Origin of the sequence: Geothrix paludis (assembly GCF_022808815.1) — a bacterium.
Lineage (GTDB): Bacteria > Acidobacteriota > Holophagae > Holophagales > Holophagaceae > Geothrix > Geothrix paludis.
Genome location: NZ_JAKZLC010000001.1, coordinates 818,428 through 844,952 on the forward strand (window position 1 = coordinate 818,428; position 26,525 = coordinate 844,952).

Genomic DNA, 26,525 nt, shown 5'->3' on the forward strand with positions numbered 1-26,525 from the left:
CCGCAGGCTGCGGGTCCGGAAAAAGGCTCCCCATGCTGACCTTGCCCCTGATGCGCGCCCTCACCTTCGACGACGTCCTGCTCGTCCCCGGCTACTCGGAGATCCACCCGAACCAGGTGGACCTGGGCACCCGGCTCACGAAGGACATCGGGCTGCGCATCCCCCTCCTGTCCGCCGCCATGGACACGGTGACGGAAAGCCGCATGGCCATCGCCCTCGCGCAGCTGGGCGGCATCGGCATCATCCACAAGAACCTCAGCCCCGAGCGCCAGGCAGAGGAGGTGGACAAGGTGAAGCGGTCCGAATCGGGCATGATCACGGACCCCATCACCATCGGGCCTGACGCGCCCATCCGGGACGCCGAGGCCCTCATGGCCAAGTTCCGCATCAGCGGCGTGCCCGTGGTGGAGGGCCACCGGCTGGTGGGCATTCTCACCAACCGCGATCTGCGCTTCGAGACCCGCTGGGAGCTCCCGGTGCGCGAAGCCATGACCAAGGAGAATCTCATCACCGTGCCGGTGGGCACCACCCTGCAGGAGGCCAAGGGCATCCTGCAGAAGCACCGGATCGAGAAGCTGCTGGTGGTGGACGGCCAGGGCCAGCTCAAGGGCCTCATCACCGTCAAGGACATCGAGAAGTCCATCGAGTACCCCAACGCCTGCAAGGACACCCACGGGCGCCTGCGCGTGGGCGCCGCCGTGGGCGTGGGCAAGGAGCTGCTGGACCGCGCTGCGGCCCTAGTGGAAGCCAAGGTGGACGTACTCTGCCTGGACAGCTCCCACGGCCACAGCAAGGGCATCATCGACGCCGTGAAGGCCCTCAAGAAGGCGCATCCCGGCGTGGCCCTCATCGCCGGCAACGTGGCCACCTACCAGGGCGCGAAGGACCTGGCCGCCGCCGGCGCCGATGCGGTGAAGGTCGGCATCGGGCCCGGCTCCATCTGCACCACCCGCATCGTCACCGGCGCGGGCATGCCCCAGATCACGGCCGTGGCGGAAGCCAGCCGGGCCTGCCGCGAGGCCGGCGTCAGCTGCATCGCCGACGGCGGCATCAAGTTCAGCGGCGACGTGGCCAAGGCCATCGCGGCGGGCGCCGATGCGGTCATGATCGGCAGCCTCTTCGCGGGGACCGACGAAGCCCCCGGCGAAACCATCTTCTACGCCGGCCGGACCTTCAAGTCCTACCGCGGCATGGGTAGCCTGGGCGCCATGAAGCAGGGCAGCAAGGACCGCTACTTCCAGGAAGGCAAGGACGACACCAAGCTCGTGCCCGAGGGCATCGAAGGCCAGGTGCCCTACAAGGGGCGCATGGCCGACCTGGTCACCCAGCTCATGGGCGGCCTCCGCGCCGGCATGGGCCTCAGCGGCGGCGCCTCCGTCGCCGACTTCCAGCAGAAGGCCACCCTCGTCGAGATCAGCGGCGCCGGCCTCCGCGAGAGCCACGCCCACGACGTCATGATCACCAAGGAAGCCCCGAACTACCGGATGGAGTAGGGACGCTATCAGCTGCCGGCTATCAGCTGTCGGCCACTGATAGCTGACAGCCGGCAGCTGACAGCCCAAACTAGACCGGAAGCCAGCCTCGGAGCCCCCATGTCCCTCCTCGTGAAGAACGTCCGCCTTGTGGATCCCGCGCAGAACCTGGACGGGCTGGGGTCACTGCTGGTGGTGGAGGGCGCGGTGGCGGCCATCGGGGCGGAGGCCGAGCACGACCTCCTCGCGGCCGGGGCCGAGGTGCTGGACGGCGGGGGCCTGGTGCTGGCCCCGGGCTTCGTGGACCTGCATGTTCATTTCCGCGAGCCGGGACAGACCCGCAAGGAGAGCATCGAGACGGGCAGCCGTGCCGCGGTGGCGGGCGGGTTCACTTCCGTGTGCGCCATGGCCAACACCAAGCCCGTGAACGACAGCGTGGCCATCACGGAAATGATGCTGACCCGCGCCGCGAAGGCCGACTTGTGCCGCTACTTCCCCATCGGGACCGTCAGCCGCGAGATGAAGGGCGAGGAGCTGGCGGACATGGGCACCTTGAAGGCCGCGGGCTGCGTGGCCTTCTCCGATGATGGCCTTCCCATCAGCAACTCGGCCTTGATGCGCCGGGCGCTGGAGTACACGCGCTGGCTGGAGGTCCCCGTGGTGGCCCACGAGGAGGATCGCGACCTGGCCGGCAAGGGCTACATGCACGAGGGCGCCGTGAGCGCCTCGCTCGGCTGCCTGGGCATCCCCGCGGCGGCGGAGGAGGCCATGGTGGCCCGGGACATCGTCTTGGCCGAACACACCGGCGGGCACCTGCACCTGGCCCACCTCAGCACGAAGGGCTCCCTGCGCATGGTGCGCGAGGCCAAGGCCCGCGGACTGAATGTCACCTGCGAGGTGACGCCCCACCACTTCGCGCTGTCGGACAAGGAACTGATGAAGTTCGACAGCGACTACAAGATGAACCCGCCCCTCCGCACCGAGGCCGACATCCAAGCGGTGCTGGAGGCTCTCGCGGACGGCACGGTGGACGCCATCGCCACGGATCACGCGCCCCACGGCTGGGACGACAAGGAAGTGGAGCTGCCCATCGCCGCCTTTGGCGTCATCGGCCTGGAGACCGCCCTACCCCTCACGCTGGAGCTGCTGGTGAACCGCAAGATCCTCAGCCTGGCGAAGGCCATCGCCCTGCTCTCCTGGAAGCCCGCCCAGGCCTTCCATCTGGACCGCCGCGGCCTCGGCAGCCTCCAGCCCGGCGCCCCCGCCGACTTCGTCCTCTTCGATCCCAGCGCCCAGGTCCAAGTGGACCGCGCCTTCATCCAGTCCAAGTCCTACAACACCCCCTTCAAGGGCTGGAGCCTGCCGGGGAAGGTGGTCGGCACCTGGGTGGGCGGGAAGCGGGTCTGGGGCTAGCCGGTCCTTCCCGGCACCCCGTCCAGGTCCCGCGGCCTGGAGGCATATCCAAGCACACCGATCGAGGTGGGCCGGGCCATCCCGCCTTCCGCGACTTGATTGGCCGGGCCCTGGAAAAGGCCTATGTTCGGCACCGGCGACAGCCACACGAGGAGGGCGATATGAAAAACTATCACCTCGCCAAGGAAGGAAACGCCTGGAACCTCAAGCCTGAAGGGGGCAGCCGGCCCGTGATCCACGCGGCGACCAAGGCGGAGGCCATGGGGCAGATGCGGGCCTACATGCACGGCCATGAAGGTTCCGTGAAGATCCACAAGGAGGACGGCCAGATCCAAGAGGAGCGGACCTATCCGAGGTCCATGGATCCCCGGCGCATCAAGGGTTGAAGCCTGATCACCCGAGCGGCCCCCGGGCGCGCACTCCGGCCCGGGTAGGATGGATCCATGCTTGCGGTCCTCCTCCTCTTCCTGATCCCCGTCGGGGGCGGGATCCCGGCCGGGGTGCTGCTGGCCCAATCGAAAGGCCTGCACTGGCCGCTGACGGCGGGGCTGTATTTCGTGTCGGACGTGCTGCTGGCCCTCGCTTTCGAGCCCGTGCTGCGGCTGTTCGTGGCGCTGGGACGGCGGGTGGCCTTCCTCGCCAGGTTCGGCGCGGCGATGCGTGAGGCCATGGCCCGCAGCGCCGCGCATGTCGGCGGCCCCGGCGCCGGGCCCATCTCCCTCGTCATGATCGCCTTCGGCGTGGACCCCATGACCGGCCGGAGCGCGGCCCTGGCCGCGGGCCACGGCTTCCTGGCGGGCTGGGCCTTCGCCATCGCGGGCGACATGCTCTACTACGGCGTCATCGCCCTCACGACCCTGCGCTTGAACACGGTCATCAAGAATCCGGACACCACCATGTGGATCGTCCTCGGCGCCATGCTGGTCGTGCCGATGCTGGTGCGGCGGATCCGATCGGGACTCGCCCGGCCCGCCAGCGCGAAAGTTGTCTGATCGTCAAACGCCGCAAGAGTCGGGTGGCCCAAGCCCGGGCAGAGCGGCATCCTCGAACCAAGGTCCAGGTGATCGAGAATCGTTCTCAATCCCTGCGGCCCCCTGTTCGAGGTGCCCGAGATGAACACGACGGTGCGCGGTGCGATCGCGGGAGATGCCGAAGCCATCGCCGCCCTGGGCCGGGAGAGCTTCTCCTGGGCCTTCGGGGCGCTGTTCCGGGAAGATGTGCTGGCCCGCTATCTGGACGGGACCTACTCCGCCGAAAAGATCGCCGGCAGCCTGGCCAAGGCGGCCAACCTCTACTTCGTGGCCGAGGCGGAGGGCCGCCTCCAGGGCTTCCTGAAACTGAAGGCGGGGGGCCCGGAGGCCTGGCAGGTCCAGAAGCTCTACGTGGACCCGGACCTGATCCAGAGCGGGATCGGGCAGCGGCTCATGCAGGCGGGCGAGGCCGCGATGAGGGCCCGGAACGCCCCATCCGCGTGGCTGGTGGTCTACAAAGGCAACGACCGCGCCATCCGCTTCTACCGGGGCCTGGGCTACGCGGAAACAGGTGTGGAATTCCATGACTTCGAGGACATCCGGATCGAGTTCCGGCGGATGTCGAAGGCCTATGCACTTCCCACGGGCGCCCTGTCCTGAGGCCCCCGGCCTCGACCCCATTTGCCATCCCTTCCCAGGAGCCTCCATTGAACGGCGACCTCTATCTGGCCGATGCCCTCAAGCGCTTCCGCGAGGCGCGCGCCCAGTGCGACCGCGCCCTCGCGCAGGTGCCCGTGGAACGCTGGACCCACCGGCTGGACCCGGAATCCAACAGCCTGGCCACGCTGATGCTGCACCTCTCGGGCAACATGCTCTCCCGCTGGACCGACTTCCTGACCACCGATGGCGAGAAGCCGGACCGCCACCGCGACACCGAGTTCGAGGATCCCGAGACTTTCGACCCCGAGGCCCTGCGCGACCGCTGGGAACGGGGATGGGCCTGCCTCTTCGATGCCCTGGAAAGCCTCACCGCCACTGACCTCGACCGGACCGTGACCATCCGGCACGAGCCCCACACCGTGCTCGAGGCCATCAACCGCCAGCTCGCCCACTACCCCTACCATGCGGGCCAGATGGTCTTCCTCGCGAAGCACCTAGCGCTCGGCTCATGGCAGTCGCTCAGCGTCGCCAGGGGTGGAAGCGTGGCCTACAACTCGGCCAAGATGAAGGACCAATCCCAGGCATGACGCCCACGCCCCGGAGTTCCCGTGCCACTCACCCCTGGAAACCTGGTCTCAGCCTGGGTCGAGGCCTTCAACCGCGGCGATGCCGAGGTGCTGGCCGCGATGTACCACGAGGACGCGGTGAACCATCAGGTGGCCGAGGCTCCGGTGGCCGGCCGGGAGGCGATCCGGGCCATGTTCGCGCGGGAGTTCGCGGCGGCGGAGATGGTGTGCCTGGTGGAGAACCTCTTCGAGGATGGCGAGTGGGCGATCCTCGAGTGGCGCGATCCCCTGGGCTTGCGCGGCTGCGGCTTCTTCCGCGTGGTGGACGGGAGGATCGCCTTCCAGCGCGGCTACTGGGACAAGCTCAGCTTCCTCCGCCAGCACGGCCTGCCCATCCCGCCAGCCTGACCTCGGCCCCCACACCCATGTGTGGCGCCGCCGCAGCCGCCACACCGTCTCCCGTCGCCTGTCCTGCCACCTGCTGGGCGATGTAATCGGCGATGGTCCGGTGGACCCGGTGCAATTCCTCCGGCGGAACGGGGAAGGTGCGATCCCCATGGCTTCGCCCCTGGGCATCTCTCAGGCTCACGTGGATGCGGTAGCCCCGGGCCTCCCGATCCAGAGCCCAGGTGAGGGTCAGCGCGGCCTTCGGCAGAGACCTGTCTGAAACGGTTGTTTCAGCGGACTGGACCTCGAGGTTCGGAGTGTTCAAAAGGTCCTGGATGACCTGTCGGGACAGGGCGGAGGCGAAGTAGTCCACAGCAGGGTCGCCCGTCACGTTGGACATCGGGGTAACGGCCAGGGTCACGGGGCGGACCCTCATGAACCCCCAGAGCATCACGCCAGCGCCCAAGAGGACCAGCCCGAGGATGGCTCCGAACCACAGTGCCCAGGGGCGCCACGACCGCCACGGCCGACGGACTCGAGTGGGGGTGAACGCGTCCATCCCGGAGCTCGAGGGAGGCCTGAAGACCGGCATCGGGAAGGATCCGGAGGGCGGAGGGGACTTGCCCGGGAGGGGGACCACCTTCCCTACGAAGCGGTAGCCCTTGCGGGGGATCGTCTCGATGAAGGCGGGCGCTTCCGCGGAGTCCCCGAGCACCTGGCGGAGGCGCCAGGCGGCCGCATTGAGACCATCCTCGAAGCCCACGTGGATGTCCCCGGACCAGACCCGCTTCTGGAGCTCCTCGCGCCCCACGATCTGGCCGGGCCTCTCGAGCAGGCAGAGCAGCAGCTTGAGGGGCTGGTCCTGGATCCGGACGCAATCCTCGCCCTTCCATAGTTCGCCAGTGTGGGGGTCCAGCTCGAATCCGCCAAAGGCCAGCCGGGTCATCCGACGCTCCTGGGAGGCGTGGCAAGTATGGGACCGGTCGGCCCCTCATCAACAGCCGATCTCACCCGGATCTAACCGACCCCAATCCCAGAAGAGATCAAGTCTGCCCCGCATTGAATCGATCACAACAATTCTATATTTTCGTGCAATTACATCGTAAGCCATCGGTTATGGCGGGGAGAGGTGGTCTTTCCCAGATTTTCTTCCGCCGCAGCGATGGCTCGGCGCCACCCGGATCGGTCCGGGTTCCATTCATGGAGGTGTTCCATGTTCCGACCCACCACAGTGCTCGCCCTGGCTGCCCTCACTGCCTCACTCGCCGCCGAGGACTTCGGCCCCGTGGTGAAGGCGGCGGGCATCATCTACCAGGGGAAAACCCACTTCGGCGTCGTCTGCGACTATGGCCGCAGCCGAGACCAGCTGGCCGACCTCCAGAGGGCCCTGCCCGAAGGAACCACCCTCACGGTGGTCGACGCGCGGCATCCCATGCAGGTGGGACCCGCCGGGTCGACGATCGTCCAGCGTGGCGTCCAGCTGCTGGCGCTCCTGCCCAACGATCCCCTGATCCGCGATGGGTCGCCCTGGGCTACGGCGCTGGTGCATCAGGTCAACGGCACCATCCCCGCCTTCGGCACCCGTCCTGAGGCGCTGAAGAATGGGTGCGTCATGGCCATGGGCCAGGCCACCAACTGGGAGCTGCTGTTCAATCCCAAGCTGCTGAACCTCGATCTGCAGAAGGGCGTCATCGAGGACATCACGATCACTCCCTGGCAGAACGGCACCAAGGGCGGCCCCGCCACCCTGGACCTGGTGTTCCAGTACCGGTAGGCGCCGGTCCCGGCCTTGAAGCGCCCCGCCTCGCGGGGCGCGTCTCATGGCCCCGGCGATGAAGCCATCGCCACGTGACGGTGCAGGTCCTCAAGGGGGCCATACAGGTACTCCGGGAGGTCCCCCCGGATCTGGGCCCGGCCGAGCTGCCTCGCCACCATCGCCGCACCGTTCCGGGAGGCCTGGAGAATCCTCGCGAACCGGGGATCAGGGCGCAGTCGCTGCATCTCCGGGTTGGTCAGGAGCCAATCCAGACAGGGGGGACTGCCCACCTCCACGCTGCGCAGGAGAAGCCGGAGGGCGTCGTCGTTCAGCCCCACCTTGACGAGGTAGGGCGCGTTGAACATCGCTGCGTTCCCGAGGTCGATGGCCCGCTCCTCCGGGCCCAGCCAGTGCGCCAGCAGGCCCTTCGCGAGGGTCCGGGCCTCCGCCTCCTGCCCGCGGTCCGTCGCGCACCAGAACCGGATCGTCGCGCCAACGGGCTTTCCGAGACGCGTGACGTGCGCCTCCACCTCGTCCAGCCGGCCCAGCCGGGCCAGGGCGTAGGGCCGGACCGTGTGGTTGAGCAGCACATGCTCCGGTTCCCGCAGGAGGGCCCGATCCGCGATGACCAGGGCCTCCTCTGCCCGGCCCATCCAGGCCAGGCCCAACGCCACGAAGGCGGGTCCCGTGAGATCCATGGGGTCCAGTTCCATGGACCGCCGGCCGCCCGCGATGAAGAGCCCCACCGACCCTGGGCCGGACAGGATGGTGGCCATGGTGATGTGGACCTGGGCCTGGTTCGGGGCCAGGCACACGCCCTTCACCGCGTATTCCACGGCCAGATCCGGATTCCCCCGCCGTCCCTGCACCTCCACGGCCCCCAGGAGGCTCCAGGCCAGCCCGCAACGGGAATCGATCTCCAGGGCCCGCCGCGCCCACGTGGCCTCGAGCTGCCGCTCGGCTTCGCCCGCTTGGGCCGTGCCCGCCTGGTAGGCGCGCCATCCGTGCAGGCAGGCCAGCTGCACCGCGGCTTCGCTGTTGCGCGGATCCAGGCGGAAGGCCTTCTCGAAGGCGGCCACGGCTTGATCGAAGTCCTGGCGCCGTCCCAGCGTCCGGTACCGGTACTGGAAGTGCCGCCCTTCGCCAAAGGCGAGCTCCCCCTCGGAGCCGGTGGTGGGCCGGGCGATGACCGGGCCGAGCCCTTCCTCCCGGGTCAGGGTCCGGGCCACGGCCTCCGCCGCGTCGCGAACCAGGGTGTTGTAGTCCGCCTGGGTGCCTTCGTACTGATGTCCCCACCGCACCTTCCAGGTCCGCGTATCGACCAGCTGCACGTTGAGGATCAGGTGCTTGGCGTTCTTCGTGATGGTCGTGACCACCAGGTGGTCCGCGTGGTAGGCCTCCGTGACCCGGGCCAGGTCTCCCTTCCACTTCTCCATCTGGAAGCTGGAGGGCGGTGCCTTCGTGTCCAGGCCTTCCACCTTCGAGAGCAGGGTGGACAGCGTGTTGGGAACGGCGTCCGTGAGGAAGGCCGAATCCTCGGCGCCGTACACCCGCGCGGGTAGGGCCAGGACGCTGGGCAGGTCCCTCGCCTTGGTCGCCGGCGCAGGGGCGGCTTGATGGCTCCGCAGCCAGGCGTAGATGCCCGCGCCAGAGCCCAGGAGGGCCAGGGCCAGCCCGGCGCCCAGGAACTGGAGGCCGCGCGCCGGCGAGGGATAGCCTGAGCGCCCCAGGATCGGACGCGGTTCCAGATCCGAACGGGCGGAGAAACGCAGGGCCTCCGCCATGGCCCGGGCCGTCTTGAACCGCTCGGCGGGGTCCTTCGCCAGGCAGACCCGCAGGATGCCTCCCAAGGGCGAGGGCAGGCGTTCCTTCGTGCCGGGGAGTTCCGGCCGGTTCATCAGGATGGCCCGCATGGTCTCCCCGGGCGTGCTCCGCCGGAAGGGGTGGCCGCCCGTCACCAGCTCCCACAGGATCACTCCCAGACTGAAGAGGTCGCTCTGGGCCTCCAGGGCCCGGCCGCGAACCTGTTCGGGGCTCATGTAGTCGGCGGTTCCCATGACCAGGCCTGTCTCCGTGAGCCTCCCGGCCAGCTGGAGCGTCCCCGGCGTCGGCCTGGGCGCATGCGGACTGGACTGTTCCTTCCGCAGCTTGGCCAGCCCGAAATCGAGGATCTTCACATGGCCATCCGGGGTCAGCATCAGGTTCTCGGGCTTGAGATCCCGATGGATGATGCCCTTGGCGTGGGCTGCGGCGAGACCGTCCGCCACCGCCGCCGCAAGTTCCGCCGCCTGGCGCCAGGGCATGGGCCCGGCGGCCATCCGTTTCCGGAGGGTCTCGCCCTCCACCAGCTCCATCACGAGATAGGGGAGCCCGCGGTGCTCGCCGGCGTCGAAGACCTGCACGACGTTGGGATGCGACAGGGCTGCCATCGCCCGCGTTTCCTGCTGGAACCGCCGCAATCCGGCCGGATCCGAAGCGAAGGATTCCGCCAGGACTTTGATCGCCACGTCCCGGCCCAGCTTCGTGTCCCGGGCCCGGAAGACCTCTCCCATGCCACCGGCCCCGAGGGTGCCCACGATCTCGTAGGCACCGAGGGGAGAGCCGGAGACAAGGGATGGCATGGGGCCTCCGCCTGCTGGAGGAGAGGGGGGAGCCCCGGAAGGTTACATCTTCAGATTTACACTGCCAACCGCTTTTTTCCTTGTGGCAGCCTGTGTTTATCTGGATTCAATCACAACGTCTTCATGTCCAGGACGAACCGGTAGCGGACGTCGTTCTTCAGCATCCGTTCGTAGGCCTCGTTGACTTGCTGCACCGGGATGAGTTCGATCTCGGAGACGATGCCATGCTCGGCGCAGAAGTCGAGCATCTCCTGGGTCTCCTGGATGCCGCCGATGAGCGAGCCCGTGAGGATCTTCCTGCCGCCGATGAGGGCGTGGGCCGCCACGGGCGTGGGCTCGGGCGGGACACCGAGAAGCACCATAGCCCCCTCGATCCGGAGCAGACCCAGGTACTTGTTGTAGTCGTGGGGCGCGGAGATGGTGTCGATGATGAGATCGAACTGGCCCGCCAGCCGCTTGAAGGTGGCGTCCTCTGACGTGAGGCCGAAGTGGTGCGCGCCGAGCTTGCGGGCGTCGGCCTCCTTGGACTTCGAGGTGCTGAGCATGGTCACCTCGGCACCCATGGCCGCGGCGATCTTCACGGCCATGTGGCCCAGGCCGCCCAGGCCCACCACGCCCACCTTGTCGCCCTTCTTGGTGTTCCAGTGGCGCAGGGGCGAGTAGGTGGTGATGCCCGCGCAGAGCAGCGGCGCCGCGGCGGCGAGGTCTAGCTTGGGCGAGACCTTCAGCGTGAAGGCCTCGTCCACCACGATGCTGGAGGAATAGCCGCCGTAGGTGGGCGTCACGCGGTCCATTTCGGTGCTGTTGTAGCTCCAGGCCACGCCCTTCTCGCAGAACTGCTCGAGCTTCCGCTGGCAGCTGGGGCAGGTGCGGCAGCTGTCCACCATGCAGCCCACGCCGGCCAGGTCGCCGACCTTGAAGGCCTTCACATGGGCGCCCACGGCCGTGATCTTCCCGACGATCTCGTGGCCGGGGACCATCGGGTACTTGGAGCCGCCCCACTCGTCGCGCACCTGGTGCAGGTCGGAGTGGCAGATGCCGCAGTAGGCGATCTCAATCTGCACATCGTGCGGCCCCACGGCCCGGCGCTCGATCTGGAAGGGTGCGAGGGCAGACGTGGCAGAGGCAGCGGCATAGGCTTTGGCGGTGGCCATGGGAACTCCTGGAAAGACCGGACCTCCACTCTAGACCACGGAGCCTCGAGGTGAAGAAGGCACTTCCCGGTGCGTGGCCTCTGGACCACGAGGTCCGGGATGCCGTTCGGCTACAGCGGATGGAGCAGCATCAGGAACCAGCCGACGGCCGTCAGCAGGGGCGTCCGCGGGTTGGGACGCCCCTCCGCCGTGATGTCGACTTCAGCTCGGGTCCTCCGGGGCCAGGGCTCTCCAGGTGGCGAGGGCTCCAGCCGGAGGGTGAGCACCACGCGGCCGTCCTTGTCCCGGAACGACCAGCCCCCGTTGTGATGGGCCCGCCGCCACTGGAAAGTCTCGCCGTCGCCGAACCGGAGCAGTCCCCGCCCCAGGAAGCCCGGATGGAAGACAGCCAGATCCTGGTCGGCGCCGGCTTCGCGGATGTGGACGAGCGTGGCGAGGATGCCCGTCTGCTTGAAGGTCCAATGCCCCTCCGCCGTCTCCACCGTGGCGAAGGTCCGGCAGAGCGGCTCCAGGGACAGGCGCGCCAGCACCTCGTCGCCGGCATGGAGCTCGTACTTCGGCACCCTCACCATGGGATCCACCCATTCGAGGGGTGGCTTGGTGGCATTCCACATGGCTCTCATGGCGCCCCCCTTTCCCGCGGGCTGCGGTCCGCGCCACTCCAAAGGTACGTCCGGTCACGGGTCCGGGCATGGCAGCATCAGAGGTTCGCTGGAGGTTTCATGCCCCGTCCCGCCATCTTGCCGACCGTGGACTGGCAGGCGGTTTTCGATTCCGGCCTCACCTACCTCGCGTGGCTGGCGGCGGCGGAATCCCCCGAGCAGCGGGACAAGATCGAGACCCAGCATCGCGCCCTGACCCTGGACCCACCGACGGTGGGCATCCTGGCCACCCTGCCCCGGCCTGTCCACGTAGTGGCCATCGCAGAGGACTGGTGTGGCGACGTGGTGCGCCACGCGCCCGTGCTCCAGCGCATGGCCGAGGCGGGTCCGAAGCTGGAGGTTCGCTACATCAGCCGAATGCAGCACCCGGAGGTGTTCGCCCGCTTTCTCACCAACGGGGGCGAGGCCATTCCCAAGTTCATCTTCCTCAGCGACCGCTTCGTGGAGTGCGGGAACTGGGGCCCCATGCCCGAGCGATGCAAAGAACTCATCGCCCGGGGCAAGGCCTGCGGCGACGTGGCCGCCGCGCGGAGGAAGGTGTCGGCTCTCTATGAGCAGGACACCGCCCGCCACGAGGTCGTGGCAGAGCTGATGCGTCTGGTGGACATCGCCAGCAGCCGCAAGCCCTAGCCTCCCTCCACCATCCGGAACATCAGGATGGCTCCGGCCGCGGCCACGTTGAGGCTGTCCATGCCGGAGGCCATGGGGATGGCCACGGCGCGGTTGCAGCGGGCCAACTGGTCCGGGTCCAGTCCCGTGTCCTCCGGTCCCATCACCAGGGCGCTGCGCGAGGGGGGCTGCCAGCGGCGGGCGTCTTCTGCTGTGGGCGTGAGCGCCGCCGCCACGACCTCCGAGCCCGCTTCCGCCAGCCTCCAATCCGCCAGAAGGCTCCAGGGATCCTCCACCCGCCACACGGGGATGCGCCAGACGGCGCCCATGGAGACCCGCACGGTGCGGCGGCTCCAGAGGCCCGGCCCCGGACCCGCCAGCACGCCGTCCAGCCCCAGCGCGGCCGCGCTGCGCAGCAGCAGGCCCAGGTTCTCGCCGTCGTAGAGCCTCGGCAGCACCAGCAGGCGCCGGGCCGAGAGCAGTGCCGACACGGGGGGGGGCGGCGGCACCTTCGCCAGGGCCATGAGGCCGCGATGGAAGGAGAAGCCTGCCAGCTCCGACAGAGCCTCCGGCTCGGCCACCAGCAGCTCCGTCCCCTCCGGGAGCAGGGCCCGCGTGGCTTCGGCGGCAGTGGTGGTCGCGGCGACGGACACGACCTGCAGGCGTCCCGCCCGGCCCGCCGCGAGCAGATCCTCCACGAGGATCCGGCCCTCCGCGATGAAGCAGGGACCATGCACCGGGTGCTCCCGGGTGCCGGCGAAGCGCAGGTCGCGATAGGGTTCCCAGGGGTCGAAGGCCATGGGATCAGCATAGGGCCGGCAGACCGCCGGGAACCTGGGACGGGCCATTGATTTCGGATTAGAATTCAATGATGGCCTCCACTTCCACATCTTCCAGCCCCACCCAGCGCGCCATCGACCGGCTTCCGGCCCACCTGCGGCGCTACGTGGCGGGCCAGGACTACGGGGCCTATACCCCCCGGGACCACGCGGTCTGGCGGCACATCATGCATCGCCTCGCGGGACGCCTGAAAGACACGGCCCACGCCAGCTACCTGTCAGGCCTGGCGGCCACGGGCATCGGTCTGGAGCGCATCCCCAGCCTGGACGAGATGAACCTCAAGCTCGAGGGCCTGGGCTGGTCCGCCGTGGGCGTGCGGGGCTTCATCCCGCCGGCGGTGTTCACGGAGCTGCAGTCCCTGGGCGTGCTGGCCATCGCCGCCGACATCCGCAGCCACGAGCACATCGAGTACACCCCGGCGCCCGACATCGTCCATGAGAGCGCCGGGCACGCGCCCATCCTGGCGGACGGCCGCTACGCGGACTACCTGAAGCGCTGCGGCGAGGCGGGCTTCCGGGCCATCGCCTCCGTGGAGGACCAGGCCGTCTACGAGGCCATCCGCAACCTCAGCGTGGTCAAGGAGGATCCCGAGGCCTCGGAGGCCGAAGTCCACCTGGCCGAAGAGCGCCTGCGGGCCGCCACCGCCAGCCGCCGCTACGTGAGCGAGAGCACCAAGGCCAGCCGCCTCTACTGGTGGACCGCCGAGTACGGCCTGGTGGGCGACCTGGCGGATCCCAAGCTCTATGGCGCCGGCCTCCTCAGCAGCCTGGGCGAGGCCGCCCACTGCCTCACGGCCGCCGTGGCCAAGGTGCCCCTCAGCCTCGCCTGCGCGGACACCGAATACGACATCACCCGCATGCAGCCCCAGCTCTTCGTGGCCCGGGACTTCGACCACCTGTTCGAGGTGCTGGAGGCCTTCGAGGCCACCCTGGGCTGGCGGCGCGGCGGCGACCACGGCCTGGAGGAGGCCCTGCGGGCCCGCACGGTGAACCACCTGGGCCTGGAGGGCGGCCTGGAACTCACCGGCAAGGTGGTGGCCCGGATCCCCGCCCGCGGCGAGCTGGCCCCGGGCCTGGCCACGGCCCTGGCGCGGGTGGAGGGTCCCGTGATGCTGTCCCGGGGCGGCCTGGCGGAGGGCGCGCCCTGGCCCGGCACGGCCCTGGTGGCCTTCGGGCGCGGAATCCTGCCCCCCCGCGGCCCCTTCAGCCTGGACCTGCCCTCGGGGCTCTTCCTGACGGGTTTCCGGGTGGGCGAGCACGAGGTCATCAACCTGCGGGGCCATCAGGACGGCCGCCCCCTGGACCTGCCCAGCTGGGCCCTGCTCTTCCTGAGCTCCAGCCTGCCCTCCGTCGCTGGGGGCCCCGCGGATCCGGGCGCCTGGGACCGCTGGTACGGCGCCCAGGGGACCTTCGCGGAGGGCGAAGCCGAAGCCCAGGCCCGGGCCCGCAAGGCCTCCTCTCTTTCCCCTGACCTCGCCGGCCTATACCAGGAAGCCCGGGTCCTGCGGGAGGCCGGAGATGCCGGACGACTCCGGGCCCTGCTGGAACGGGCCCGGGCCTATCCGGAGGAATGGTTACTGCAGACGGAATTGAGAGAACTGGAGGCCACCCTGGCCCAGGAGGCGCGGTCGTGAGCTGGATCGAACAGGACGGATGCCTGGTGCGGGAGTTCCGGACCCCGGATTTCATGACCGCTTTCCGGATTGTGACCAGCGTCGTGGAACCTGCCGAGGAGATGAATCATCACCCAGATATCCTCTTTGGTTGGGGCCGTGTGCGGATCACCCTGACCACCCACGACGCAGGAGGCATCACGGAAAAGGACCACCAATTGGCCCGACTCATCGATGAAGCCGTCCTGCGGCTCGACCTGTAAGCCCGCCCCCATCCTTGCCTGTCTTCCCCCTGGAAGGTCCGGTATTCTGAAATGTCCCAGAGGAACCCTTTGTTGAAAACATTGACGCTCCCCCACCGACCCATGTCCTTCATTTCGAAGGCTTCTCTGCTGGCCGGCGCCGGGCTCCTGACCCTGGCCGCCCTCGGATGCAACCGGGACCAGGTGAGTCACTACCGGGTGCCCAAGGAGTCCGCCGCCGGGCGGCTGGACGGCACGGGCCAGGAGGCCCCCTCCGGGCCGATGGGGATGCCACCCGCCGACGGGGGGATGCCCGCGCCCCCCCGACCTTCGGGCCAGGGTTCCCTCAAGTGGTCCCTGCCCCAGGGCTGGAGCGAGGTTCCTGGCGAGGGAATGCGCTTCGCCACCTTCAAATCGCCGGTGGCGGGCAAGAACGAAGCCACGGTGGTGGTGCTGCCCGGAGCCGCAGGCGGCGAGCTGGCCAACGTGAACCGCTGGCGCGGGCAGATCGGCCTGGGCCCCATCGACGAGGCGGCCCTGGCGGCCGCGCGGAAGGTAGTGAAGACCAAGGCCGGGGCGCTCAACGTCTACGACTTCACCAGCGAGGGTCAGACCAAGAGCCGCATGGTGGCCGGCCTGATCTCCACCCCGGACGGCAACACCTGGTTCCTGAAGCTGACGGGGGACGCCGATCCCGTGGCCAAGGCCAAGCCTGATTTCATGCGCATCCTGGAGAGCCTCCGCCTTGATTAAGACACTCGCCTCCCGCATCTGGAAGTTCTTCAAGTCCTTCCAACTCACCATCGTCCTGCTCGCCTGCCTGATGGCGCTCGTGGTGCTCTGCACCCTGGCCCAGGTGGAGATGGGCACCCAGGGCGCCGTGAACGCCTACATGCGCAGCTTCTTCGTGAAGCGGCAGGTCAGCTTCCTGCCCTTCCCCCTGCCCGTGTTCCCGGGCGGCGGCCTGGTGGGCCTCCTCCTCACCCTCAACCTCATCGCCAAGACGCTCGACATCCAGCGCAGCTGGACCAAGGCTGGCATGTGGCTGGTCCACGCGGGCCTGGTCATCCTGTTCGCGGGCGAGTTCGTGGCCGGCATGATGCAGGTGGACACCAACATGTCCATCGAGGTGGGCCAGACCGTCAACTACGTCCAGAGCTACAAGAACATGGAGCTGGCCGTCATCGATACCACCGATCCCGCCTGGGACGAGGTCTACTCGGTGCCCGACACCCTGCTGGCCAAGGGCGGGTCCATCGCCATCCCCGACACGCCCCTCACCCTGAACGTGAAGCGCTACTACCCCAATTCGGAGCTGTCCAACCTGCCTCCTGGCGCGCCGCCGTCCCTGGCGACCGCGGGCATCGGCCCCGGCATCTCCGTCGTGGAGCGTCCCACAGTCACCAACGACAACGAGCTGAACACGGGGTCCGTGTTCGTGGAGCCCGTGGCCGGCGGCCGCAGCTACGGCGTCTGGCTGGCTTCCATGGCCCTCGGGGCGCCCCAGTCCTTCACCCACGAAGGACACACCTACCTGCTCACCATGCGCCTGCGCCGCCAGTATCTGCCCTACGCCTTCACGCTGAAGCAGTTCCGGCACGACGTCTACCCCGGCACCGAAATCCCCAAGAACTTCTCCAGCCTGGTCCAGGTGGTGAACCCCTCCCAGAAGGAATCCCGCGAGGTGCTCATCTACATGAACCAGCCGCTGCGGTACGAGGGCAAGACCTTCTACCAGGCGAGCTTTGGCAAGAACGACACCCTGTCCGTCCTTTCCGTGGTCGAAAATCCCGGCTGGCTTCTCCCCTATGTGTCCTGCGTGCTGGTCTCCCTGGGCCTGCTCGTGCACTTCGCCATCGTCCTGCGGCGCTCCCTGAAGCGGCGCCAGGACAAGAAGGAGGGCTGACATGACCTTCGTGCAGAAATACCTCTCCTGGGCCGCCGGGGCCCTCGCCCTCCTGATCGCCCTGGTCTTCGCCCTCCCTGGCGGCAAGGTCCGCGGCTTCGACGTGGCAGGCTTCGGCAACATCCCCATCCTCGAAGGCGGGCGCGTCAAGCCGCTGGATTCCGTGGCCCGCAATTCCCTGCTGGTCATCCACAGCCGCCAGGGCTTCCGCTATGACGGCCGCACGATCGGGCCCGACGAGTGGATCCTGGATGTGATGTTCCGCCCCCAGGTGGCGGATCAGCAGCCCATCTTCGTCATCGATGATCCCGACGTCATCGGCCTCATCGGCGCCAAGCAGACGAAGAACCGGAACTACTTCAGCTTCGTCGACCTGTCCTCCCACCTGGAAGAGATCCAGAAGCAGGCCCAGACGGCGCAACCCATCGCGCCCCAGAAGCGGACCCGCTTCCAGAGCGCCATCGTCAACCTGTTCGATCGCGTCTACCTCTACTACAAGCTGCGGAACACCCTGCAGCTGGCCGGCTCGCCCGGTCTCGGCTGGGAGCTCCAGTCCATCAGCGATGCCGAGGCTTCCGCCCGCCACCAGGACCTGATGCAGCTGTCCCAGTTCCGCATCCTGCCGCCCCTCCCCGGCGGCAGTCCCGATGCCTGGAAGAACGTGGGCGAGGGCCTCCGCGCCATGGCCGCCGGCCAGGGCGTCCACCCGGCCCTGGTCCCCCTCGCGCGGCTCAATGCCGCCTACGTCGCCAACGACCCGGCCAGCTTCAACCAGGCCCTGGCCGACATGAACGGGGTGGTCTCCACCCTCAAGCCCGGGGCCCTCAGCCACGCGAGCAACGAGGTCGTCTTCAACCGCGCCCAGCCCTTCTTCGTGGGCCTGTCGATCTACTTCGTGGCGTTCATCGTCCTGTGCATCTCCTGGATCTGGAAGCCGGAGCTGCTGCGCCCCACCGCCTACTCGCTGCTCTTCGCGGGCGCCATCGTCCACACCCTGGGCCTGGCCGCGCGCATCATCCTCCAGGGCCGCCCGCCGGTGACGAACCTCTACTCCTCGGCCATCTTCGTGGGCTGGGGCGCCGTGATCCTGGGCCTCATCGTGGAGCGGATGTACCGCAAGGGCTTCGGCACCGCCGTGGCCGCTGTGGCCGGGTTCGCCTCCCTGATCGTCGCCCAGAACCTGGGCACCGAGGGCGACACCATGGAGATGATGCGGGCCGTGCTGGACTCCAACTTCTGGCTGGCCACCCACGTGGTGACCATCACCATCGGCTACTCCGGCACATTCCTGGCCGGCGCCATCGCCATCGCCTACGCCATCCGGAAGCACATCGTCAGCAAGGTGGACGTGGAGACGGACAAGGCCCTGGTGGACATGGCCTACGGCATCATCTGCTTCGCGCTCTTCTTCAGCTTCGTGGGCACCGTGCTGGGCGGCATCTGGGCCGACCAGTCCTGGGGCCGCTTCTGGGGCTGGGATCCCAAGGAGAACGGCGCCCTGCTGATCGTGCTGTGGAACGCCATCATCCTCCACGCCCGCTGGGCCGGCTATGTCCGCGAACGCGGCACCATGGTGATGGCCATCTTCGGCAACATCATCACCGCCTGCTCCTGGTTCGGCGTGAACATGCTCGGCGTCGGCCTGCACTCCTACGGTTTCATGGACCAGGCCTTCTACGCCCTCATGGGCTTCGGCCTGAGCCAGCTGGTCTTCATGGCCATCTGCTACGCGCCGCCGCGCTTCTGGGAGCAGAAGCCCCACCACAAGGCTTGAAGTCATTTTCATCTCTGCAAAACGGGCTCCCGATCGGGAGCCCGTTTTGCAGCGGGGAACGGCTAAGGAGAGGTCACTTCACCCTGCGGGTGACGCCTTCAACGTAAGTTTTGAAGGCCTCGGGAGCGTTGGGCGGGGCGATCTCGAAGCGGACGGTGACGGTGTCGGCGGCCCCGCGGAGGTAGGTCAGGCGGAAGCGCGGGCCCGGCGCCGGTTCGCTGGTGAAGGCCACGCCCTGGGGAATGGCGGTGGCCACGTAGCGGATGACGTGGCCCTCGTTGTCGACGTAGAAGGCCTTGAGCTGGCCGCCCTCGACGAAGATCGTCATCTGGTCCTCGTGATGGGCGGCCGGACGGCCATTGGCGGCGGGGTAGTCGGCATGGCTGCGCCGCACCAGGGCCCTCCCCTCCAACTCGAACCGGAAGGAGGCCGCGCCGCTGGGGGAACCGGGCTTCCCATCCGATTCCCCCACCCAATCCCCGGCGAGGAACCGCGCGGGCTCGAAGAGATCCGCCTTGGGCGCGGGCGCCTGCGCCAGCAGGGGCGCCGCCAGGGACAGGGCGAGGATGGATGGGCGCATGGAGCCTCCGGGGATCCTTCGAATCTACCCTCGGAGGCGGCCGGCGGCCATCGCTGGACGGACCCGGTTCAGCCCAGCCTGGTGGTGCCCAGGAGGCCCTTGGGGTCCAGGTGCCGCTTGAGGGCTTGGTTCGCGGCCTTCACGGGCTCCGGGGTGTAGGCGTCGTAGAAGCGCTGGTTGTGCGGGCCGACCCCATGCTCGGCGCTGTAGGAACCATCGAAGCCTCGAACCGCCAGTTCGTAGATCCGTGACTGAAGCTCCTCGACGATCTGGGCCGTGGGCTTCGGGGCCTCCGCCTCGTTCCACACGAGGTTGAGGTGGGTCCCGCCGTCGCCCCAGTGGCCGAAGTCGCAGCAGCGGACAAAGGGATAATCCTGAGCCAGCAACGCCACCGCGTCGTCCGTGAAGCTCGCCATGCGGCTCCGTGGCACGCTGATGTCGAAGGCCAGCACCTTGCCCTCGTTCCGCAGGCTCTCGCTGATGTGGTGGCGGATGGCCCAGAAGTCCTCGGGCTTGCCCATGAAGACGTCCGTGATGCCCTCACCGCGCTCGCCTTCCAGGAACGCTCCGAGACGTTCTTCCAGCACCTCGGCCAGGTTCAGCGCCGCTTCCGGAAGCGTGGAGGACAGCTCCACCAGGGCGGTGTACGCAGGGGGCCTGGCGGCGCCGTAGGGGTTGCGGATGTCCTCGTGGTGCTTGAACACGGGGCCCAGGGCGTTGGCGCTGATGACCTCATAGGCCGTGAACACATCGGCCATCTCCCGCTCCAGCGCCTGCAGGAGAGCCAGCACCGCCTCGCCGGAGGCGCAGCCCACCAGGGCCGTGGCGTGCTGCCGGGGCACGGGCACCACCTGGAGCACCGCCCCGGTGACCACGCCGTACACGCCGCTGGTGCCCACGAAGAGCTGCTTGAAGTCCAAACCCGTGTTGTTCTTCCGGAGGTGGTTCATGACCTCCACCACCGTGCCGTCCGCCAGCACCGCCTCGAGACCCTGGAGGTTGTGGCGCACGTCGCCGTACTTCAGGAGCCGGGTCCCGCCGGTGTTGGTGGCGATCATCCCGCCGAGGCTGGGATCCGCCCCCAAATCGATGGGAAACATGAGGCCGTGCTCCGCCAGCGCCGCGTTCAGCGCGCTGAGCAGCACCCCGCCATCCACCACCGCGGTGCGGTTGACGGGGTCGATCTCCAAGCGCTTGTTCAGGCGCTCCAGGCTGAGCACGAGCATCTCGCCGCTGGCGTCCGGGTTCGAGGCGCCCACCAGGCCCGTGTTGGCGCCCTGGGGCATCACCCGGATGCCGCGCTCGTGGCAGTAGGCCATGACTTCGGACACCTGCTCCGTGGTCCCGGGGCGCACCGCCAGCAGGGCCCTGCCCTTCCCGTAGCGCCAGCCGTCCTCATAGCGGGCCAGGTCGTTGGCCTCTGTCAAGATGGCATCGGCGCCCAGTATGGCGCGGAGATCGGCGGCGGCTCGGACGGCATCGTGCATAACCGATTCTACTGGAGCCAGGCCTTCACCAGGCTCTCGAAGCGCTCCCCGCGCTGCTCGAAGTTGTCGAACTGATCGAAGCTGGCGCAGGCCGGGCTGAGGAGCACCTGGTCGCCGGGCCGCGCGAGGGCCAGGGCTGTCCGCACAGCTTCGTCGAAGACCGGCACCACGTCATGGGGCAGATCGCCGAGGTCGCGGGTGAGCTGTGGGATCGCGTCACCCAGGAACACCAGACGCCGCAGCTTGCCATCCAGGGCCTGGCGCAGCGGCTCGTAGCTGGCGCCCTTGTCCGTGCCCCCCAGCAGCAGCACCAGCGGGCCCGGCAGGGCCCGGATGGCCGTGACGGTGGCATCGACATTCGTGCCCTTGGAATCGTTGTAGGCGCGCACGCCGGCCTTCTCGCCGCAGAAGGCGATGCGATGGGCCAGCCCCGGATAGGTCCGCAGCCCTTGGCGGATGGCCTCGACATCCGCGCCGCCGTGGCGGGCCAGGAGGGCCGCCGCCAGGGCGTTCTCCACGTTGTGGTCGCCGGGAATGCGCAGGCCATCGCGGTGGAGGAGCACCTCGCCATGCAGGCGCAGGTGGCCACCCGCATCGCACCAGGCCTCGCACTCGGTCCAGCCAAAGCGCGCGGTCCGCCCGCCGCCCGGCGCATCCTGCCACCACTCGGGATGAGCCACGGGGACGACCCGGAGATCATCGGAGGTCTGCCGTTCGAAAATCCGCAATTTGGCCCGGCGGTAGGCCTCCAGGTTGCCGTGGCGAGCCAGATGGTCTGGCGTCAGGTTCAGGAATGCCGCGCCCTCGGCATGGAAGGCCGCCACTGTCTCGAGTTGATAGCTGCTCAGCTCCACCACGTAGACCGCCCCTCGGACGCCCGCGGTCACGGCCTCGATGACGGGAGTGCCCAGGTTGCCGCAGGCCACCGCAGGCAGGTCTGCCGCCTTGAGCAAGTGGGCCACCAGATCCGTGGTGGTGCTCTTGCCGTTGGTGCCGGTCACGGCCAGCACGCGGCTCCCGTCGTGCCGGTCTCGGAGGGCGCGGTGGGCCAACTCCACTTCGCCGATGACAGGGATTCCCCTGGAAATGGCAGCTGCGACAAAGGGCGCGCTGGGAGGAATGCCGGGGCTGATGACAAGTTCACCGCAATGCTCCAGGAGCGATTCAGGATGGCTGCCCCACACTCCGGGGATGCCCGCTCGTGCCAGCTCAAGCTCCAAGGCGGGATCTGGCCCGGGCCGGCTGTCCGTCAGCACCACGGACCGCCCTTGCGACGCGAGGAAACGGGCCGCCGCCAAGCCCGAACGTCCCGCTCCCATGACCACGGTGCGCATGTCGCCCCCCGGTTCCAGCGTAACCCGCGACGGACCTTCCTGCATGCGGACACATAGAGCGCTACACTGGACGCAGGACCCTTGCACGAATGCGGAGCGGCCATGCCCAAGGGCATCCTGGAAAGTCTGTTGAGTGGAGAGGGCACGATCGTGCCTCACGTCCAGCCCATGTACCGGCTGCAGGACAATCGCATGGTGGCCCAGGAGTACCTGGCCCGCCACCTGGACAAGGCAGGCATCACCCATCCCGTCGGCCCGATCCTGCAGAACCCCACCCTCCCGCCGGAGGATCGGCTGACCCTGGACCTGCGCTTTCTCGACGCCACGTTCGCGGCCCTGGCTCAGCGCGGAACCGGCAGCCACCTCCACTTCGTGAACCTCGAGCCCGTGAGCCTGGAAGCGCCGGGGTTCTGGGCGCGCCTGCCCCGCTGGCTGGAAGCTCTGTCCTTTCCCGTGGAATGCGTGGTGATGGAGTTCACCGAATCCCAGGGCATGCACGACCTCGAGGCGCTCCAGACCTACGCCAAGCGGCTGCGCGACGTCGGTCTGCGCGTGGCCGTGGATGACCTCGGGGCCGGCGTGGCGAGCCTCACGCAGATGGCGCGGCTGGCGCCGGATTACATCAAGGCCGACCGGAGCCTCGTGGAGCAGGTCCACCGCCGCCCCTACCAGGCCGCCCTCCTCAACGCGCTCTCCCACTTCGCCCGGCACATGTGCATCGGCTTCATCGCCGAAGGCATCGAGACGATGGAGGAGTTGGAAGCCGTCATGGACGCGGACGTGCCCTGGGGCCAGGGCTTCATCCTGGGCCAGCCGTGGCCCACGCGGCCGAAGCCGCTGGCCATCGATCCTCTCGCTTAGATTGCCTGACGAAACCACTCCCCGACCGGCCCGTGGGAACTCACGGGCCGGCCGAAGGAGGCGTGGGATGGATTACTGGACGACAAAATCATCCAGGTTCAGCCGCGCCGCAGGCGTCCCCTCCACCGCCAGCTTGAAGCGGACCGGCCCCGTGAGGGTCAGGCCGCTGAAAGTCGCGGTGCTGAGCGTGTTGGAGCTGGCGGTCACGGAGTTCCCGATCTTCGTCCAGGTGGCGCCCTGGTCGTTCGATGCGTAGAGCGAGAAGGTGGCGGTCTTGGCGTTCGTGGCGTCGGTCTTGTAGACGCCGTAGGCCACGCTGACCGAAGAGACGGGCGTGGCGGCGTCGCCGTAATCGAAGTTCATCCAGACGGCGCTCCCGGCCACGGCCTTCATGCGCAGGCCCTGGCCATCGTTCTTGGCATCATTGGCATCTCCGGCATAGCTCATGGTCGTGACGAAATGCCAGGAGCCGGTGGAGAGAGTGTAGTCTCCCGTGGCGTACACAGTGCTCGTTCCAGGCCAGGTGAAATGCTCGGCCATGCCCGCCGGGGGCGGCGTCGTCCCCACATAGAGCGTCAGCGTCTTGGTCACGCTCGCCGAATCGCCGTCGGTGACCTTGAGGGTGAGGGTGACCGTGCCGGTGGCCCCGGCGGCAGGAACAATGTGCAGGATCTGGTCGGCCATCGTCCCCGTGAAGGTCAGGCCGCTGTTGGGCACCACGGCTTCATCGCTGGACGTGGCCGAGAAGGTGACATTCAGCGGGCTGACGTCGTCGCTCACCGTGAAGGGAAGGTCCAGGACGGTGTCTACGGCCATGGAGGCGGACGTTGGAACGCCCGAGACGGTCGGCGCCTGGTTACCCCCAGTCACTGTGAGCACGCGGATGATCGACCGGCTGGCGCCCAGAGCGTCGGTGGCCGAGAAGGTCACGTTGTAGGTGCCGTTCGCCGTGTAGGTGTGCGTGGCGTTGGGTGTGGTGGCGGTGGTGCTGTCCCCGAAGTCCCAGCGCACCGAGGCCACGGTGCTGTTGGAACTGGTCGCCTGCCCCTGGAAGGTGTAGCTCGTGCCGACGGTGGCGGTGCCGTCCCAGCTGGGTTCGACCATGTGGACATTCGGGGCCCCGGTGACCTCGAAGTGGCTGCCCCAGCCACGCACATCCACGTCCGTCTTGAAGGTCGCCGGCAGGGGCGTGGCAGGGCTCGGGAAGAGGTCGAGTCCTGTGAGCGCCTCAATGCGGGCGACGGACGTGGTGTACTGCTGGATCCCCGCATCCGAGGCGGCCAGCCCTGATCGGTTGGGCGTGAGGACAGCCACGACCTTGGGCTGGCCTGGAGCCGTTTCCCGGACGACGACTTTCCAGAATCCACTGGGGATGCGGACGGGAGCCACGGCGCCCGGCAGCAAGGCCGGACTCGCGTCGAAGACAGGCCCGGTGTAGATCCAGATGCGCCCGCTGGCATCGGCCAAACCCGGCACCCAGGCGCCGCCACTGCCAGTGAAGCTGCCGCCCACGACCTGCTCGAGGTTGTTCCAGAAGTTGTTGTTGTGGTCGGTATCCTGGGGCGCCACGTTGGACAGGCGGCAGGAATCCGTGCCGGCCTGGGACCCGTAACGGTAGGCCAGGTCGGACATCATCACCTGGTGGCCTCGGGTCCACCCGCTGCCGGAGTAGTCCGCATCCGTCACCTGGGGCGCGGCCAAGCGGTCATCGGCCAGGAAGGTGCGGGTCCCATTCGCAAAGGCGGTCATGAACTTGAAGTTGGCGTAGGCCGTCCAGGCGGGATTCTTCAAGGTTTCGTCATAACCCAGGCGGAAAGCCCCATGGGGGAAGGCAGTGCCCACGTTGTAGGAAGGAAGAACCGTGAGCGGCCGGGCGGGAACGGTCATAGGGTCCCCGGCGTAGGTGGGCTCCGGCGCCATGACCGTGAGGGTGGCGTTCTGGCTGGTCGTGCTGCCGACGTCATCCGTGACCACCACGCTGAACTGGGCACTGATCTCCTGGAGGTCCGTGCCGGTGACCACGTAGCTCGCCTGGGTGGCTCCGGAGATGTCCACACCGTTCTTCCGCCACTGATAGCGGAGGGTGCCTGTTCCGGTGGCCGAGACGGTGAAGGTGCCTCCATCGGGCGCGATGGCGGTGAGGCTCTGCGGCTGGGTGGTGATCACCGGGACATTGCTGTCGGCCGGATTCACCGTGAGTGCCGCTGCGGCGCTCGTCGTGCTGGCGCTGGTGCCGTTCAGGGCGTTGGTCACCACCACGGCGTAGCTGCCGGCGTCCGTCAGAGCCACCGGGTCGAAGACCAGGGTGCTGGCCGTCTGGCCCGCGAGATCCGCTCCGTTCTTCTTCCACTGGTAGCTGAGCGTTCCGTTCCCCGTAGCCGTAACGCTGAAGGTCGCCCTGCCTCCCTCCAGCACGGTCTGCGCGGCGGGCTGACCGGTGATGACCGGCTGCGTGGCCACCGGATTCACGGTGAGGTTGGCGGCGGCACTGGTGGCGGTCGCCGCGGTGCCGTTCAGGGTGTTGGTCACCACCACCGCGTAGCCGCCGGCATCCGCCAGGGCCACCGGGTCGAGAATCAGGCTGCTGGCCATCTGGCCCGCGAGGTCCCCTCCGTTCTTCTTCCACTGGTAGGTGAGCGTGCCGTTCCCCGTGGCCGTGACGCTGAAGGTCGCCCTGGTTCCTTCCAGCACGGTCTGCGCGGCGGGCTGACCGGTGATGACCGGCTGCGTGGCCACCGGATTCACGGTGAGGGCCGCGGCGGCACTGGTGGCGGTCGCCGCGGTGCCGTTCAGGGTGTTGGTCACCAATACCGCGAAGCTGCCGGCATCCGCCAGGGCCACCGGATCGAGAATCAGGCTGCTGGCCGTCTGGCCCGCGAGATCCCCTCCGTTCTTCCTCCACTGGTAGCTGAGCGCGCCGTTCCCCGTGGCCGTGACGCTGAAGACCGCCTTGGCCCCTTCCAGCACGGTCTGCGCGGCGGGCTGGCCTGTGATGACCGGCTGAGTGGCCACCGGATTCACGGTGAGGCTGGCGGCGGCACTGGTGGCGGTCGCCGCGGTGCCGTTCAGGGTGTTGGTCACCATCACCGCGTAGCTGCCGGCATCCGCCAGGGTCACCGGGTCGAGAACCAGGCTGCTGGCCGTCTGGCCGGCGAGGTCCCCTCCGTTCTTCTTCCACTGGTAGGTGAGCGTGCCGTTCCCCGTGGCCGTGACGCTGAAGCTGGCCCTCGTCCCTTCCAGTGCCGTCTGCGCGGTGGGCTGGGAAACGATCACAGGCGTGGCCGCCTGGACCACGGGCATGCCCGTTCCACCCCCGGCGGCGGCGCCTCCTCCCCCGCCTCCACAGGCGGCCATCAGGGCCAGGGCTCCGACCATGAGGGTCGTGGCGATCAGGTTGCAGGTTGTTCTACGGAGGCTCATCTGTGCTCTCATCCTTCCGGATCCAGGCGGTGGTCAGGGCAGGCCGATTCTGGCCGACTCGGCCCATGCATCCAGGCAGACATGGCGGCCACCACAGGTGGTCGATCTGTCCGGATGGACACCCACAAGACTCAATTTTTGGAAGTTTCCAGCCTAGACGAGGTCAGGCCCGGCCCCAATAGAAAACCCCGGGGTTAC

At 68.3% G+C, this 26,525-nt stretch carries 24 protein-coding genes; 15 read left to right on the plus strand and 9 right to left on the minus strand.

All coding sequences use genetic code 11. From position 1 onward, the window contains the following. Positions 1-32 precede the first annotated feature (32 nt). The 7 genes from guaB to MLE64_RS03795 all read left to right on the plus strand — a co-directional run bounded on the left by guaB (position 33) and on the right by MLE64_RS03795 (position 5,490). On the plus strand, positions 33-1,493 hold the full coding sequence (guaB, locus tag MLE64_RS03765; protein ID WP_243285979.1) for an IMP dehydrogenase: 1,461 nt from the start codon (positions 33-35) through the stop codon (positions 1,491-1,493). Positions 1,494-1,592: 99 nt separating this feature from the next. Further along, complete coding sequence (locus tag MLE64_RS03770) at positions 1,593-2,885, plus strand: dihydroorotase (RefSeq protein WP_243316164.1); 1,293 nt, start codon at positions 1,593-1,595, stop codon at positions 2,883-2,885. 161 nt (positions 2,886-3,046) lie between these two features. Next, complete coding sequence (locus MLE64_RS03775) at positions 3,047-3,271, plus strand: DUF2188 domain-containing protein (RefSeq protein ID WP_243316166.1); 225 nt, start codon at positions 3,047-3,049, stop codon at positions 3,269-3,271. A 57-nt stretch (positions 3,272-3,328) separates the two neighbouring features. Then, entirely contained in the window at positions 3,329-3,877 is a 549-nt protein-coding gene (locus tag MLE64_RS03780) for a hypothetical protein (protein WP_243316168.1), read from the plus strand. Between the two features lie 120 nt (positions 3,878-3,997). Next, a complete protein-coding gene (locus MLE64_RS03785; RefSeq protein WP_243316170.1) occupies positions 3,998-4,516 on the plus strand; it encodes a GNAT family N-acetyltransferase in 519 nt (172 codons plus the stop codon). 47 nt (positions 4,517-4,563) lie between these two features. Continuing rightward, a complete protein-coding gene (locus MLE64_RS03790) occupies positions 4,564-5,103 on the plus strand; it encodes a DUF1572 family protein (RefSeq protein ID WP_243316172.1) in 540 nt (179 codons plus the stop codon). Between the two features lie 21 nt (positions 5,104-5,124). Then, positions 5,125-5,490: a nuclear transport factor 2 family protein gene (locus tag MLE64_RS03795; protein WP_243316174.1), complete on the plus strand. Its 366-nt coding sequence runs from the start codon at positions 5,125-5,127 to the stop codon at positions 5,488-5,490. On the opposite strand, the gene MLE64_RS03800 is transcribed toward MLE64_RS03795, so the two are convergent. Beyond that, positions 5,447-6,415, minus strand: coding sequence for a transcriptional regulator (locus MLE64_RS03800; protein WP_243316175.1), 969 nt, complete (start codon positions 6,413-6,415; stop codon positions 5,447-5,449). The genes MLE64_RS03795 and MLE64_RS03800 overlap by 44 nt on opposite strands. Before the next feature lie 267 nt (positions 6,416-6,682). Here MLE64_RS03800 and MLE64_RS03805 point away from each other — a divergent pair, with 267 nt between their 5' ends. Next, entirely contained in the window at positions 6,683-7,243 is a 561-nt protein-coding gene (locus MLE64_RS03805; protein WP_243316177.1) for a type 1 periplasmic-binding domain-containing protein, read from the plus strand. A 44-nt stretch (positions 7,244-7,287) separates the two neighbouring features. Here the strand turns inward: MLE64_RS03805 and MLE64_RS03810 are convergent, their stop codons facing one another. The 3 genes from MLE64_RS03810 to MLE64_RS03820 form a co-directional block, all read right to left on the minus strand. Next, complete coding sequence (locus MLE64_RS03810; protein WP_243316179.1) at positions 7,288-9,846, minus strand: protein kinase domain-containing protein; 2,559 nt, start codon at positions 9,844-9,846, stop codon at positions 7,288-7,290. Between the two features lie 110 nt (positions 9,847-9,956). Then, on the minus strand, positions 9,957-11,000 hold the full coding sequence (locus MLE64_RS03815) for an NAD(P)-dependent alcohol dehydrogenase (RefSeq protein WP_243316181.1): 1,044 nt from the start codon (positions 10,998-11,000) through the stop codon (positions 9,957-9,959). Between the two features lie 110 nt (positions 11,001-11,110). Continuing rightward, positions 11,111-11,623 (minus strand): disks large-associated family protein, encoded by a 513-nt coding sequence (locus MLE64_RS03820; RefSeq protein WP_243316189.1) that lies wholly within the window; start codon positions 11,621-11,623, stop codon positions 11,111-11,113. A 99-nt stretch (positions 11,624-11,722) separates the two neighbouring features. Between MLE64_RS03820 and MLE64_RS03825 the strand changes: the two genes are divergently transcribed. Further along, a complete protein-coding gene (locus MLE64_RS03825; protein ID WP_243316192.1) occupies positions 11,723-12,292 on the plus strand; it encodes a thioredoxin family protein in 570 nt (189 codons plus the stop codon). On the opposite strand, the gene MLE64_RS03830 is transcribed toward MLE64_RS03825, so the two are convergent. Then, positions 12,289-13,071 carry a TrmH family RNA methyltransferase gene (locus MLE64_RS03830; RefSeq protein WP_243316193.1) on the minus strand — a complete coding sequence of 261 codons (783 nt, stop codon included), beginning with the start codon at positions 13,069-13,071 and terminating at the stop codon, positions 12,289-12,291. The genes MLE64_RS03825 and MLE64_RS03830 overlap by 4 nt on opposite strands. A gap of 71 nt (positions 13,072-13,142) precedes the next feature. Here MLE64_RS03830 and MLE64_RS03835 point away from each other — a divergent pair, with 71 nt between their 5' ends. From MLE64_RS03835 to MLE64_RS03855, 5 genes are all read left to right on the plus strand, one after another. Continuing rightward, positions 13,143-14,744, plus strand: coding sequence for an aromatic amino acid hydroxylase (locus MLE64_RS03835; RefSeq protein ID WP_243316195.1), 1,602 nt, complete (start codon positions 13,143-13,145; stop codon positions 14,742-14,744). Next, a complete protein-coding gene (locus tag MLE64_RS03840) occupies positions 14,741-14,986 on the plus strand; it encodes a 4a-hydroxytetrahydrobiopterin dehydratase (protein ID WP_243316197.1) in 246 nt (81 codons plus the stop codon). The genes MLE64_RS03835 and MLE64_RS03840 overlap by 4 nt, the downstream gene beginning before the upstream one ends. Before the next feature lie 102 nt (positions 14,987-15,088). Next, positions 15,089-15,718, plus strand: coding sequence for a hypothetical protein (locus tag MLE64_RS03845; protein ID WP_243316199.1), 630 nt, complete (start codon positions 15,089-15,091; stop codon positions 15,716-15,718). Beyond that, positions 15,711-16,871: a cytochrome c biogenesis ResB family protein gene (locus MLE64_RS03850; protein WP_243316207.1), complete on the plus strand. Its 1,161-nt coding sequence runs from the start codon at positions 15,711-15,713 to the stop codon at positions 16,869-16,871. Before MLE64_RS03845 ends, MLE64_RS03850 begins: the two co-directional genes overlap by 8 nt. Position 16,872: 1 nt before the next feature. Then, positions 16,873-18,645: a cytochrome c biogenesis protein gene (locus MLE64_RS03855; RefSeq protein WP_243316217.1), complete on the plus strand. Its 1,773-nt coding sequence runs from the start codon at positions 16,873-16,875 to the stop codon at positions 18,643-18,645. 73 nt (positions 18,646-18,718) lie between these two features. Here the strand turns inward: MLE64_RS03855 and MLE64_RS03860 are convergent, their stop codons facing one another. The 3 genes from MLE64_RS03860 to murD all read right to left on the minus strand — a co-directional run bounded on the left by MLE64_RS03860 (position 18,719) and on the right by murD (position 22,091). Continuing rightward, a complete protein-coding gene (locus tag MLE64_RS03860) occupies positions 18,719-19,225 on the minus strand; it encodes a hypothetical protein (protein ID WP_243316220.1) in 507 nt (168 codons plus the stop codon). Positions 19,226-19,293: 68 nt separating this feature from the next. Further along, positions 19,294-20,712 carry an FAD-binding oxidoreductase gene (locus tag MLE64_RS03865; RefSeq protein WP_243316221.1) on the minus strand — a complete coding sequence of 473 codons (1,419 nt, stop codon included), beginning with the start codon at positions 20,710-20,712 and terminating at the stop codon, positions 19,294-19,296. Positions 20,713-20,720: 8 nt separating this feature from the next. Then, positions 20,721-22,091: a UDP-N-acetylmuramoyl-L-alanine--D-glutamate ligase gene (gene murD, locus MLE64_RS03870; protein ID WP_341482254.1), complete on the minus strand. Its 1,371-nt coding sequence runs from the start codon at positions 22,089-22,091 to the stop codon at positions 20,721-20,723. Between the two features lie 57 nt (positions 22,092-22,148). On the opposite strand from murD, the gene MLE64_RS03875 reads away from it, so the two are divergent. After that, positions 22,149-22,907, plus strand: a complete 759-nt coding sequence (locus MLE64_RS03875; RefSeq protein ID WP_243316223.1) for an EAL domain-containing protein — start codon at positions 22,149-22,151, stop codon at positions 22,905-22,907. Positions 22,908-22,979: 72 nt separating this feature from the next. On the opposite strand, the gene MLE64_RS03880 is transcribed toward MLE64_RS03875, so the two are convergent. Further along, entirely contained in the window at positions 22,980-26,327 is a 3,348-nt protein-coding gene (locus MLE64_RS03880) for an immunoglobulin domain-containing protein (RefSeq protein ID WP_243316225.1), read from the minus strand. Between the last annotated feature and the right edge of the window lie 198 nt (positions 26,328-26,525).

What these genes read in the sequence shown, in the direction of transcription:
- MLE64_RS03865 (WP_243316221.1), bottom strand. Translation starts at nt 20,712, where the DNA reads ATGCACGATGCCGTCCGAGCCGCCGCCGATCTCCGCGCCATACTGGGC.
- MLE64_RS03825 (WP_243316192.1), top strand. Translation starts at nt 11,723, where the DNA reads ATGCCCCGTCCCGCCATCTTGCCGACCGTGGACTGGCAGGCGGTTTTC.
- MLE64_RS03775 (WP_243316166.1), top strand. Translation starts at nt 3,047, where the DNA reads ATGAAAAACTATCACCTCGCCAAGGAAGGAAACGCCTGGAACCTCAAG.
- MLE64_RS03860 (WP_243316220.1), bottom strand. Translation starts at nt 19,225, where the DNA reads ATGCGCCCATCCATCCTCGCCCTGTCCCTGGCGGCGCCCCTGCTGGCG.
- MLE64_RS03820 (WP_243316189.1), bottom strand. Translation starts at nt 11,623, where the DNA reads ATGAGAGCCATGTGGAATGCCACCAAGCCACCCCTCGAATGGGTGGAT.
- MLE64_RS03805 (WP_243316177.1), top strand. Translation starts at nt 6,683, where the DNA reads ATGTTCCGACCCACCACAGTGCTCGCCCTGGCTGCCCTCACTGCCTCA.
- MLE64_RS03815 (WP_243316181.1), bottom strand. Translation starts at nt 11,000, where the DNA reads ATGGCCACCGCCAAAGCCTATGCCGCTGCCTCTGCCACGTCTGCCCTC.
- MLE64_RS03875 (WP_243316223.1), top strand. Translation starts at nt 22,149, where the DNA reads ATGCCCAAGGGCATCCTGGAAAGTCTGTTGAGTGGAGAGGGCACGATC.
- MLE64_RS03800 (WP_243316175.1), bottom strand. Translation starts at nt 6,415, where the DNA reads ATGACCCGGCTGGCCTTTGGCGGATTCGAGCTGGACCCCCACACTGGC.
- guaB (WP_243285979.1), top strand. Translation starts at nt 33, where the DNA reads ATGCTGACCTTGCCCCTGATGCGCGCCCTCACCTTCGACGACGTCCTG.
- MLE64_RS03785 (WP_243316170.1), top strand. Translation starts at nt 3,998, where the DNA reads ATGAACACGACGGTGCGCGGTGCGATCGCGGGAGATGCCGAAGCCATC.
- MLE64_RS03880 (WP_243316225.1), bottom strand. Translation starts at nt 26,327, where the DNA reads ATGAGCCTCCGTAGAACAACCTGCAACCTGATCGCCACGACCCTCATG.
- MLE64_RS03780 (WP_243316168.1), top strand. Translation starts at nt 3,329, where the DNA reads ATGCTTGCGGTCCTCCTCCTCTTCCTGATCCCCGTCGGGGGCGGGATC.
- murD (WP_341482254.1), bottom strand. Translation starts at nt 22,091, where the DNA reads ATGCAGGAAGGTCCGTCGCGGGTTACGCTGGAACCGGGGGGCGACATG.
- MLE64_RS03770 (WP_243316164.1), top strand. Translation starts at nt 1,593, where the DNA reads ATGTCCCTCCTCGTGAAGAACGTCCGCCTTGTGGATCCCGCGCAGAAC.
- MLE64_RS03835 (WP_243316195.1), top strand. Translation starts at nt 13,143, where the DNA reads ATGGCCTCCACTTCCACATCTTCCAGCCCCACCCAGCGCGCCATCGAC.
- MLE64_RS03810 (WP_243316179.1), bottom strand. Translation starts at nt 9,846, where the DNA reads ATGCCATCCCTTGTCTCCGGCTCTCCCCTCGGTGCCTACGAGATCGTG.
- MLE64_RS03845 (WP_243316199.1), top strand. Translation starts at nt 15,089, where the DNA reads ATGTCCTTCATTTCGAAGGCTTCTCTGCTGGCCGGCGCCGGGCTCCTG.
- MLE64_RS03855 (WP_243316217.1), top strand. Translation starts at nt 16,873, where the DNA reads ATGACCTTCGTGCAGAAATACCTCTCCTGGGCCGCCGGGGCCCTCGCC.
- MLE64_RS03830 (WP_243316193.1), bottom strand. Translation starts at nt 13,071, where the DNA reads ATGGCCTTCGACCCCTGGGAACCCTATCGCGACCTGCGCTTCGCCGGC.